The 10,949-nt window shown below is 61.6% G+C and carries 12 protein-coding genes and 1 tRNA gene; 9 read left to right on the top strand and 4 right to left on the bottom strand.

The features are described 5' to 3' along the window. Nucleotides 1–126 precede the first annotated feature (126 nt). Nucleotides 127–432: a hypothetical protein gene (locus ABD654_RS01625; RefSeq protein WP_344701631.1), complete on the top strand. Its 306-nt coding sequence runs from the start codon at nt 127–129 to the stop codon at nt 430–432. A gap of 155 nt (nt 433–587) precedes the next feature. Here ABD654_RS01625 and ABD654_RS01620 read toward each other — a convergent pair. Continuing rightward, nucleotides 588–664, bottom strand: a tRNA-Pro gene (locus tag ABD654_RS01620). A 172-nt stretch (nt 665–836) separates the two neighbouring features. Next, entirely contained in the window at nt 837–1,337 is a 501-nt protein-coding gene (locus tag ABD654_RS01615) for a pilin (protein WP_344701629.1), read from the bottom strand. 282 nt (nt 1,338–1,619) lie between these two features. Between ABD654_RS01615 and pilB the strand changes: the two genes are divergently transcribed. The 7 genes from pilB (at nt 1,620) to ABD654_RS01580 (ending at nt 8,676) form a co-directional block, all read left to right on the top strand. After that, nucleotides 1,620–3,380 carry a type IV-A pilus assembly ATPase PilB gene (gene pilB, locus ABD654_RS01610; RefSeq protein WP_344701627.1) on the top strand — a complete coding sequence of 587 codons (1,761 nt, stop codon included), beginning with the start codon at nt 1,620–1,622 and terminating at the stop codon, nt 3,378–3,380. A 6-nt stretch (nt 3,381–3,386) separates the two neighbouring features. Then, nucleotides 3,387–4,610 (top strand): type II secretion system F family protein, encoded by a 1,224-nt coding sequence (locus ABD654_RS01605; protein WP_344701625.1) that lies wholly within the window; start codon nt 3,387–3,389, stop codon nt 4,608–4,610. 57 nt (nt 4,611–4,667) lie between these two features. Then, nucleotides 4,668–5,516: a prepilin peptidase gene (locus ABD654_RS01600; protein ID WP_344701623.1), complete on the top strand. Its 849-nt coding sequence runs from the start codon at nt 4,668–4,670 to the stop codon at nt 5,514–5,516. A gap of 258 nt (nt 5,517–5,774) precedes the next feature. Then, entirely contained in the window at nt 5,775–6,815 is a 1,041-nt protein-coding gene (locus ABD654_RS01595; RefSeq protein ID WP_344701621.1) for an RRXRR domain-containing protein, read from the top strand. Nucleotides 6,816–6,839: 24 nt separating this feature from the next. Next, complete coding sequence (gene coaE, locus ABD654_RS01590) at nt 6,840–7,448, top strand: dephospho-CoA kinase (RefSeq protein WP_344701619.1); 609 nt, start codon at nt 6,840–6,842, stop codon at nt 7,446–7,448. A gap of 47 nt (nt 7,449–7,495) precedes the next feature. After that, a complete protein-coding gene (gene yacG, locus ABD654_RS01585; RefSeq protein ID WP_344701617.1) occupies nt 7,496–7,735 on the top strand; it encodes a DNA gyrase inhibitor YacG in 240 nt (79 codons plus the stop codon). 62 nt (nt 7,736–7,797) lie between these two features. Then, on the top strand, nt 7,798–8,676 hold the full coding sequence (locus ABD654_RS01580; protein ID WP_344701615.1) for a DNA replication terminus site-binding protein: 879 nt from the start codon (nt 7,798–7,800) through the stop codon (nt 8,674–8,676). On the opposite strand, the gene ABD654_RS01575 is transcribed toward ABD654_RS01580, so the two are convergent. Then, on the bottom strand, nt 8,667–8,987 hold the full coding sequence (locus ABD654_RS01575) for a hypothetical protein (protein WP_344701613.1): 321 nt from the start codon (nt 8,985–8,987) through the stop codon (nt 8,667–8,669). The genes ABD654_RS01580 and ABD654_RS01575 overlap by 10 nt on opposite strands. 467 nt (nt 8,988–9,454) lie before the next feature. Between ABD654_RS01575 and ABD654_RS01570 the strand changes: the two genes are divergently transcribed. Beyond that, the gene (locus tag ABD654_RS01570) at nt 9,455–10,303 is read left to right on the top strand and encodes a helix-turn-helix domain-containing protein (protein WP_344701611.1); all 849 of its coding nucleotides are present in this window, start codon (nt 9,455–9,457) and stop codon (nt 10,301–10,303) included. 143 nt (nt 10,304–10,446) lie between these two features. Here ABD654_RS01570 and ABD654_RS01565 read toward each other — a convergent pair whose 3' ends face one another. Then, nucleotides 10,447–10,812, bottom strand: a complete 366-nt coding sequence (locus ABD654_RS01565; RefSeq protein ID WP_344701609.1) for a histone-like nucleoid-structuring protein, MvaT/MvaU family — start codon at nt 10,810–10,812, stop codon at nt 10,447–10,449. Nucleotides 10,813–10,949: the final 137 nt, after the last annotated feature.

The following is a 10,949-nucleotide window of genomic DNA, read 5'->3' as shown; positions in this document are numbered from 1 at the left end:
GATGGTCATGTTGCCTGCTGGGTGGGGGAGTCGAATGACGGTACTATGCCTGAAGGAACAGCGGGTTGGCGAGTCTCACCCGACGCCACCTGAATAGTTACAAAGAAGCAAGACCCAGTCGAGCTGTTGAATAACGCGCTCAAGCGCTATCAAGATGGCTGTGACCCTAAGCTGATCGAGCTGCGTGAAAGCTCCATCTTTCCCCATCTGATTGCCGCGCAGCCATCAACCGCCCGCAAAAGCCGCACGACCGGCGTGCTGCTTGGCCGGCCGACCCCACAGTATATTGAGCGTGGCCGCCGCATTGTCTACCGGCTGAGCGACCTGCTCACCTGGATGGGTAAAGATAAGCCTGTCAGCAACACCGCTGAAGCCAACTTGAAGCATCGCGAGAACAGCACCGGGGCGGACGATACGCCACCCAACGACTAATATGGCAGCCGGGCTGCGCCGGCCAAACCGGCGCATCCTGCCAGACAGCGCGCTCCCACCTTATGACGCGTGGAACCTGCTTGGAACCTAAAGCCAAACGCACAAAAAACGGCCACTCAGCGAATGCGCTAAGTGACCGTTTTTACTGCTAATTCTGGTCGGAGCGACAGGATTCGAACCTGCGACCTTTGCAACCCCATTGCAACGCGCTACCAAGCTGCGCCACGCTCCGCTTTGCGCTTGGGCAATATGCTCGCCTCAAGACGGGGCGTACTATAGCGCTTTTCGCAGCGGATGAAAAGCCTTTTTTGCGCTTTCTTTTCAGGTGCTTGGCGGCGTCCGGCAGCCAGACATAAAAAAGGAGCCTTTCGGCTCCTTTTAACAAGCTTAGTTAATGATATTAGTCATTCATTTTTTGGCGCAGTGTAGCTCTCACAAAGCCCGCTGCGATACTCCTTATCGGTTGTGTCTTTATTGCACGACCAGCCTGTCTCGGGGTTGTATATATAAGAAACTTTTTTATCATTCAGCACGCCCGCTACGCTAGCATCGGCGCCAGAGCCAAATGTGTAAGTAACTACTGCACCGTCACTTGCATCAGAGAAGCTATTGATGGCCCCATGCTCGCCCTGCAAACGTACACCATATTCCTCTAAGCCACTTTTACCCGACATTCCAGTATTGCCCAGCCCGGTCTTGGCTACACGCTCCTCAATGGTAATGCGTGCCCCGCCTAACAGGCTTGATGCCTCAGCATACTGTGCCCTTGCCACATAGCTCTGATATTGAGGAATGGCAACAGACGCCAGCACGCCGATAATGGCAACCGCAATCATCAGCTCAATGAGGGTAAAACCGCCCTGCTTAGCGGGGCGCGCGGTTTGGGGGTCGACGTTCGTTTGCATAGGATACTCCGCTGTTTTGATCGGGCACCAAGGCAACCTTGGCGCTATTCACCGTTACACTAACTTACGGTTGACGCTCCTTCAACGTATTTCCCCCCTTATTCTACCTCTTTCGGCGTATACGCCGCCGTCCCGATCAGGGCCGAGCCGCCTGATGCGTTCGGGCTGGGGCTTGTCATACCAATACCCGCCCTGCTGTGGTACAACGGCTGCGCATGCCGAGGGCGGCGGGCGTCCGCACGGCCAGCGGCACTCACCACGCAACCAGCAATGGACACAGCCATGAGCCATACCTCCTTTACGTCTACCCTGAGCCAGGCGACCGCTCGCGGCGGCCTGCGCGGCATTGCCGAGCGGCTGGTGGCCCATCAGCTGCTGACCTCGGAGCAGGCCAACGCCGCCGAGGCCGGGGCGGTAAGCCGGGACGTGGAGCTTTTGCGCTACGTGGTCGATGAAAACATGGTCGACCCCGCCGATGCCGCCGTGGCCGCCGGCTGGGAATATGGCCTGCCGGTCGTGGCGCTTGAAGCGATCAATGTCAACGCGCTGCCCCCGGCCGGTGACTACCCCGTGCGCGTACTGCGCAACCTGGGCGTGCTGCCGCTGTCGCGGCGCGGCCATCGCCTTACCGTGGCCGTGCCCTACCCCTCGACGCTCACCCGGCTGGGCGATCTGCAGTTTGCCACCGGGCTTAGCATCGAAGGCGTGCTGGCGCCTGTCGATCAGCTGGCCGGCTCGCTGAACGCCTACCTCGCCCAGAACGAGCGCAGCATGCTGGAGAGCATGGACAGCATCAACGATGCGATCACCTCAATCGAGGCCGTGGGCGAAGACGACGACGCCCTGTCGTTTGACGACGAAGGCGGCGAAGACACCGCCGACGATGCGCCGATCATCAAGTTCGTCAACAAGATTTTGCTGGACGCAATTCAAGACGGCGCCTCGGATATTCACTTTGAGCCCTATGAAACCCTCTACCGGGTGCGTTTCAGGGTGGACGGCGTGCTGGTGGAAGTGGCGCGGCCGCCGTTTTCCATGCGCCACCGCATCGCCGCGCGGCTGAAGGTCATGGCGCGGCTGGATATTTCCGAACGCCGCCTGCCCCAGGACGGCACCATCAAGCTGCGGCTATCGCGCACTCGTTCGCTGGATTTTCGCGTCAACTCGCTGCCCACGGTCTACGGCGAGAAACTGGTGCTGCGCCTGCTCGACCCTTCCGCCGCGCAGATCGGCATCGACCGGCTGGGCTTTAACGAAGCCCAGCGACGCCACTATGAACACGCCCTGGCCCAGCCGCAGGGCATGGTGCTGGTCACCGGCCCCACCGGCAGCGGCAAGACCGTATCGCTGTACACCGGGATGAATATCCTCAACCAGACCGAGCGCAACATCTGCACCGCCGAGGACCCGGTGGAAATCAAGATGCCCGGCATCAATCAGGTCAACGTCATGCCGCGCATCGGGCTGGATTTCGCCACCGCGCTGCGGGCGTTTCTGCGCCAGGACCCGGACGTGGTGATGGTCGGGGAAATCCGCGATCTGGAAACCGCCGAAATCGCCGTCAAGGCGTCGCAAACCGGCCATCTGGTACTGTCAACGCTGCACACCAACTCAGCGGCGGAAACGCTTACGCGTCTGTCGAACATGGGCATCACACCGTTTAACATTGCCAGCGCCGTGAGCCTGATCATCGCCCAGCGGCTGGCGCGCACGCTATGCCCGCACTGTAAAGTAGCCGCAGACATTCCGCCCGAGGCCCTGCGCCAGGAAGGCCTGAACGACGACGACATCGCCGGGGCGACGCTTTATCAGCCCGCGGGCTGCCGTAAATGCACCCACGGCTATAAAGGCCGAGTGGGCATTTACGAAGTCGTGCCGATTTCCGAGGCCATGCGCGGGCTGATCATGCGCGATGCCAACGCTTTGGAAATCGACCGGCTGGCCCGCGAGGAAGGCTATCCGAGCCTGCGCCACAGCGGGCTGCTGAAGGTGCTGGAAGGGGTTACCAGCCTTGAAGAGATCAACCGGGTCACCCAGGAGTAAGGCCGCATGGCACGAGCACCGCGCAGCCGCCGGCAGGCCGAAAAGCTCTACCGTTGGAAATGGAAAGGCACCAGCGCCGACGGGCACAAGGTTCGCGGCACCGCCATCAGCGCCAGCCGCGCCGAGGTGAAGTCAACGCTTCAGCGCCAGAACATCACCGTCCGGCGCATCCGCAAACGACTGGGCGGCCCGGGCAAGGTGACACCGCTGGACGTGGCGCTGTTTGCCCGCCAGATGGCGACCATGACCCGCGCCGGTATTCCGCTTTTGCAGGCGCTTGAGGTCATCCGCGACAGCCTCGACAAGCCGGCAATGGTCGCTTTGCTGCGCCGGATGATTGCCGATGTCACGGCCGGCTCCAGCTTTTCCGATACGCTTCGCCGCCAGCCGCGGCATTTTGATCGCCTGTTTGTCAACCTGGTGCACGTCGGCGAGCAGGCCGGGGCCATGGATGACATACTGTCGCGTTTGGCAAGCTACAAAGAAGCGGTGGAATCGCTCAAGGGGCGGGTCAAAAAGGCCATGTGGTACCCCGGTGCGGTCATGGCGATGGGCATCGGCGTCACTATTATTCTGCTGGTCAAGGTAGTGCCGCAGTTTGAAAGCATGTTTCAGAGCTTTAACGCCGAGCTGCCGGCGATTACCCGGATTACGATCCACCTGTCCGAGCAGGCGCAGCAGTACTGGCTGCACGCACTTGGCGCGGTGATGCTGGCGGGGCTGGCTTTTCGCTACATGCACCGGCGCTCGGAAAAGTTTGCCTACCGGGTAGACGCCTGGCTGCTCTCACTGCCGATCGTCGGCGATATTTTGCACATGTCCGCCGTCGCGCGCTTTTCACGCACCCTGGCCACCACGTTCAGCTCCGGCGTACCGCTGGCCGACGGGCTGAAAAGCACCGCCGGCTCTACCGGCAATCGCGTCTACGAAAGCGCCGTGCTGCGGGCACGCGACGACGTTATCGGCGGCCGGCCGCTGAATTTTGCCGTTCGCATGACCAACATGTTCCCCACCCAGGTGGTGCAGATGCTCAGCATCGGCGAGGAGACCGGCGCGCTGGACGCCATGCTCAACCGCGTGGCGGACTATTACGAAGAGCAGGTCAACAACAAGGTAGAGACGCTGACCTCGCTGATGGAGCCGTTTATCATTGCCGTGCTGGGGCTTTTGGTCGGCGGCGTGGTCGTTGCCATGTACATGCCCATCTTTACGCTGGGCACGGCCATGTAGCCGAGCGGCCAACGCGCCCGTGGCGGCTTTTTTTACAAAACATCTGCAAGGAATAGTATGGCAACGCTCGATGTAGTGCTGGCGGCCCTGTTCGGCCTGTGTCTGGGCAGCTTTCTCAACGTGGTTATCACCCGGCTGCCGGTGATGCTGATGCGCGGCTGGCGCGCCGAAGCCAGAGCGGCGCTGGAGCTGCCCGGCGAGCCGTCGCCGCGTTTTACCCTGCTGGCGCCGCGCTCGATGTGCCCGCTTTGCCACACCCCCATTCGCTGGCACGATAATATACCGCTGCTTGGCTGGCTCAAGCGGCGCGGCCGCTGTGCGGCCTGCCGCGTCCGCATCAGCGTGCAATACCCGCTGGTGGAGCTGGCCGGCGGGGTTCTTGCCGCCACCGCTGTGGCGCTGTTTGACATCACCATTGAGGCGGGTTTTGTGCTCGCCGCCTGCCTTACGCTGCTGGCCATGGCGGTGATTGACCTGCGCACCCAGCTGCTGCCGGACTGCCTGACGCTGCCGCTGCTGTGGGCCGGGCTGCTGTATCAGCTGGTCTGCCAGCCGGCCATGCTGCCCGCCGCGGTGATCGGCGCCATGGCCGGCTACCTGGCGCTGTGGAGCGTGTATTGGCTGTTCAAGCTGGTGACCGGCAAGGAAGGCATGGGCTACGGTGATTTCAAACTGCTCGCCGCGCTGGGCGCCTGGCTGGGCTGGAGCTTTTTGCCGCTGATTGTGATGCTGGCCGCGGGTTTTGGCGCGGTGGTCGGCCTGGCGCTGCAGGCCAGCGCCGGGCGGCGTGACGTGCCCATGCCCTTTGGCCCATTTCTGGCCGCGGCGGGCTGGGCTGGCCTGCTCGCCGGCGATGCGCTGATGGCCACCTATTTGACGGTGATTACGTCAACTACCTCTGCCTGAAGGCAGAGGCTTGTGAAAGCAGGTCCGGTTGACCAGGGAGAGCGGGCAACATGGCCGCTACGTGGGTAACAGGTCGTCAAGACTCACCGCCGAATGCTTCCTCAGTTCGGCACTCTGAAAGGTCAGGGTCATGCGGGCGCAAGGTAAAACGCCGAGGGTTCTGACCGTTGCTGATAGCGTATCGTCGGCAGGAGCCGGTTATCGACATTCCCGAGGGGAGACGGATCGAACGATCCGCGACACAAGGCCCGTAAGGGCATGAACACGGGAGGAAATCGCATGGCGGTTTTCGTATGGGACAAACGCAAGCAGCCGTTGATGCCGTGCAGCGAAAAACGCGCCCGGCTGCTGCTGAAACGCGGTCGCGCCGTGGTGCATAAACGCTACCCGTTCACGATCCGACTCAAGGATCGGGTGGGCGGCGACACGCAACCGCTGCGTTTGAAGCTCGATCCGGGCAGCAAGACGACCGGATTGGCCATGGTGCGGGCGTACCTGCTGGAGAAATGGGGGCGGGCATGTGCCTACTGCGGCGCCACCGAGACGCCGCTGGAAGTCGAGCATGTGGTGCCACGTTCGTGCGGTGGCTCAAACCGCATCAGCAATTTGGCTCTGTCGTGTCATAACTGCAACCAGGCCAAGGATGCGTTGCCGCTGGCGGACTTTTTCGCCACCGATAAAGGCTTAAAGAAGCGCCTCAAGGCCAACGGCCTGTCGGCGGATGGGCGGCTTGAGCGCGTACAGCGCCAGCTCAAGCAGCCGCTACGCGACGCCAGTGCGGTCAATGCGACCCGCTGGGCGCTGTTCACCGCGCTCAAGGCCACCGGCTTAGCTGTCACGGTCAGCACGGGTGGCCGTACCAAATACAACCGCCAGCGGCTCGGTATTCCCAAAACTCACGCCCTGGATGCCGCTTGCGTCGGCCCAATGGACGCCCTGCACCACTGGCAAGTGCCAACGCTGACGATCAAAGCCACCGGGCGCGGCAGCTATCAGCGCACTCGACTGACCAAACACGGTTTTCCGCGTGGCTACCTGATGCGACAAAAACAGGTACACGGTTTTCAGACCGGCGACATGGTAAGCGCCATCGTGCCCGCCGGCAGGAAAGCCGGCACGCATACGGGCCGTGTGGCCGTGCGCAGAACCGGCCGCTTTAATATCCAGACCCAACAGGGGGCAGTGCAGGGCATTTCGCACACATACTGCACCGTTATCCAACGTGGAGATGGCTACGGCTACCACCTCACAATAACCACTCACCAACGGAAAGGAGGAGCGGGACAGGCGGTGGCATAATCCGGGTATCCCGCACAAGTTCTGATGATTATTGGTTTAACCGGCGGCATCGGCTCGGGCAAATCCACCGTAGCCCGGGCGTTTGCTGCATGCGGCGCGGCCTGGGTAGACGCCGACGACGTCGCCCGTGAAATTGTCGCACCCGGCGAGCCGGCTCTTGCCGCCATTGCCCGGCGCTACGGCAGCGGGGTGCTGCAGCCGGACGGCACGCTGAACCGCGCCGCCCTGCGCGAGCGGATCTTTACCGAGCCCGCCGAGCGAGCGTGGCTGGAAAGCGTGACCCACCCTCGGGTGCGCGAACGCTTGCTGGCGCATCTGGCCCGTCTTGAAGCTGACACCGCCCGCGCTCCGTACGTGCTGCTGGTCTCGCCGCTGCTGTTCGAATCTGGCCAGGACGCGCTGGTCAAACGCTGCCTGGTGGTTGATATACCCGAGACCATGCAGATCGAACGCACCCTGTCCCGGGATGGCAGCAGCCCCGTGCAGATCAAGGCGATCATGGCCGCTCAGCTCTCACGTCGGGAACGGCTTTCCCGCGGCTGCGATGTGATTGATAATAGCGCGGACGACGCGTTCATGCGCGCTCAGGCCGGTGCGCTGGATGCCTGCTATCGCATCCTTGCCCGCGCCTGACGCGTCGCACCGGCCATTGTTACGTATATTGCCCTCAGGAGGTTTGCATGTCTGGCAACACTGCCGCTTCATCGTCTGCCGTGGCGCTGCCCTGCCCCGAGTGCGGCACGCGCGTTCTCTGGGCGGCGCAAAGCGTCTACCGGCCGTTTTGCAGCCGCCGCTGCCAGCTGCTGGATCTGGGCGCCTGGGCGGATGAATCGCACCGCATCCGCGGTGAGCCTGCCATGGACGAAGCGGATATCGACGGGCTGCTGCGCGAGGCGGATCGCGACGCCCCGCTTTCCTGACTGACGCCCGCTGCCCGTCATTTTTGCCCATCGTTTTTGTCACCGTCACAACGAGGATGCCCATGACCGGCCGCTCATCGACCCCGCTGGACTATCAGCTGCTATACCGGTTGGATAGCGCGTTCGACGACGTGCTGGCCGCGCTGGAAGCGGTCAATGAACAGGCGCGCCTATGTCCTCCGGGCTACTGGGCGCTGGACACACCCGGTGCGGGCGGCGACTGGCTGCACGCAGCGCTTTTCGACATGTGGCACACCCCGGGCCAGGACGGCCGCCAAACGCGCAACTATATAGGCCTGGTGGCCGCCAACGACGCGCTGCTGGATGCGGTTATCCGCGCCAACGCCGCCAAGAGCCGCTTCAGCGACGCCCTGCAGGCCATCAAGCAGCAGGCGCCGAGCCTGCTGAGCGAAGGCCGAGAACGCCTGCCCCGGCGACACCCCCGGGTACAAACGGTGCTGGAACGCAACGGCCTGGCTCGGCTGCACCTTAAACAGTGCTGGCGCCACCTGCCCGTGGCCGAGGCGCCGGTGTCCCGCGTGCGCTTTGCCTGGTACAGCAGCGGGCGCTCCATCAAGCGGCTGAGCGTGCGTCAGGCCGAGGAGAAACTGCTGGCGCTGGACAGCGACGCCGCCCATGTGCGCCTGCAGCTGCGCCGGCTGGCAGGCATTCCCTCCTCCGAGCCGCTGGCCCAGGTACAGCCGCAGGCACCGCTGATGCGCGCCAACCTGTTCTTTACCGAACCGCTGGCCGACGGGCATACCCGCCGAGCCCTGAATGCCGCCATGCCCATCTTTGTGCCCAGCGCCCAGGGCCGGCTGCCGCACACCAATTGCCCTGCTCTCACCCCGCCGGAAAAACGCACGCGCGCCCGGCGCCGGGATGAAAAACTCGAGCACGAGCCGTTTTTGCCCAGCCTGCGCGTTTACCGCTACCGCTGAGCCGGCGGCCGATCTTCCCAAAGGCCGTAGTCAAGCAGCGTATGGCTAAGCTCAAGAAGCGCTGCGTGGCTGATGCCGTATTCTTTCATCAGCGCCTCCAGATGCCGGCCAAAGGCTTGTTCTCTGGCCTTCGCATCGTCTTCTCGTTCCAGCGTATCCAACGAGCGTACCGGCGGTCCGGTAGGAATGTCGGCAGCGGTATCCGGGTCATCCAGTGCCTTGAGCGCCTTGGCAAAAGCGTCGTCCAGCTCTTTGAACTGGCGAAGTTTATCTCGTCCGCTTTGTGGCGTAGCCGCGTTGCGATGTTTCATTCGTATTCCATTCTCACCTTGTATGACGTTTTGAATAAAAGATTAGCGGGCAAAAACGCAGTCTGACAGAACAGTTTTCTGCCAATGACGGCTTTGTGCAGCGTTTTTTGTGCAAAAAATGTGCGCAAACGCGCACAAAGACCAAAGTAAACTTGCTATCGACCCGGCAAAACAAGCATAAAGATGGCAGCAAAACATGTTGGCACAGCAGGTGTGATATACCCGCGTTGTTGCGGGCCGCAGCATAACGGCTACCGAGGATAGCAGCGTAAAAAACGCTTGCGCACTGTTTACAGTCGTTGACATTTATCGTGCCGGTTTTGGGTGCACGCCGAGCTACTTGGCTTTCCTCTTTTACCGCTGCGCGCCCTATCTGCTGGCCTGCGTATAAGCACGAAACGGTGCGACAAGGACGAGACGATCGTCCGCCAGACCGATGCACGAGAGGCTGAATCATGAAGGATGCGATGACACGTGCCGAAATCTGGCTACAGGATACCCTTTGCCAACCGCTGAGTATCGACGATCTGGCCCTTCATCTGGGCTATTCTACCTCGCAGGTGCGGCGACTTTTCCACCATCATTTTGGCAGCTCACCCGGCACCTATCGTGACGGCCGTCGCCTTGAGCGGGCCGCTGTGCTGCTGGCGCTTACCCTGGACCCTGTTGCAGACATCGGGCTTGCCTGCGGCTATCGCAACCATTCGGCTTTTTCACGCGCGTTTCAGCGCCGCTACGGCACAACGCCGCGCCGCTATCGCCGCCGCATACGCCATGCGCTGGGCCAGCGCCCGCCGGGCTGTCGCATGCCAATACACCGTGAGAAAAAGCGCAGCCACTATGCCATTATGCGGCGAGAATACAAACCGCCCCATGCGCTGGCGCTGGGCAGCCAGACGCTACACGCCCAGGGGCTTGGCGGACAAGGCGAGCGCTTGAGCGCGGCCGTGCCCGGCATTGCACTGCCTGATCTGTTTACCGCGCGGCTGGTGCCGGACAGCGCCTTTAATACCGCCCGGCGCACTGACGTGGGGCTTTGCCTGCTGCCGCCAAGCGCAGTTAACGGCCTGGCGCTGCCAATGCCATACCGATGCGTACCCGTTGCCGCTCAACACTATGCGACTGTTCGTCTGTCGACCCTTCATCAGCTGGACGGCGCCGTTGACTGTCTGATACATGAGCTGATGCGCCGCAGCAGTTCGCTTCGCATCAGCGGCAAATCGCCCAGCGTGCTGTGGCTTGGCCACGAGCTGGAACTGCGTGTCCCTCTTGTAGCACAGCCTGACGTTGCACAAAGCACATCGAACTCGCGGTGAGCGCGGCGGAGCGGGCCTTGCGAATGCCCCCGAGAAAAAGCATAAACGGCTATTTTGCGTAAACGCTATCGCAGCACTTGCACGGCGTATCAGGCCTGCATTTGCTGGCTGCGTGCTTTCATGCGGGCCGACGAAAAAATCGCTTAGTCTTCTGTGCGTATAACCCAGGACTCTACCGTTTTGTCACCGTGTTCGCTTTTCCAGCCACGCAGCTTTTTGTGATTGCCGCCACGGGTTTTAATCACCTCACCGGTATGCGGGTTTTCATACACCTTCAGACGGCGCTTGCGACGGCCGGTAGCGGTGGTCGGCTTCGCGCTGCTCTGCTCCGGATTAAGCAGTGCGATCACGTCGGACGGACGCTTGCCAAACTCGTTCATCAAGCTTTCCAGCTTTTCCTTGAACTCAAGCTCGCTTTGCAGACGCTGATCGTCTTTCAGACGCGCAAGCTCTTCTTGAAGCTGTTTGAGCTGCTGCTCTTTTTGAACATACTGGTTGAGTAGTGACATGGTTTATATCCTTTTGCTAAATCAATAAAACGGCGATTATCAAAAACGCCGTGACGACAAAAACAAACATCGGCAAAAGATGGCGCCGATTTGCCGGGACATTATTGCGCTATAGCGCATAACTCGCAAGGGGTTAT

Source organism: Halomonas cibimaris (genome assembly GCF_039537045.1).
In the GTDB taxonomy this organism is placed as follows: Bacteria; Pseudomonadota; Gammaproteobacteria; order Pseudomonadales; family Halomonadaceae; genus Vreelandella; species Vreelandella cibimaris.
Note: the sequence above shows the minus strand (reverse complement) of the source record. Positions and strands in the feature narration are given on the sequence as shown.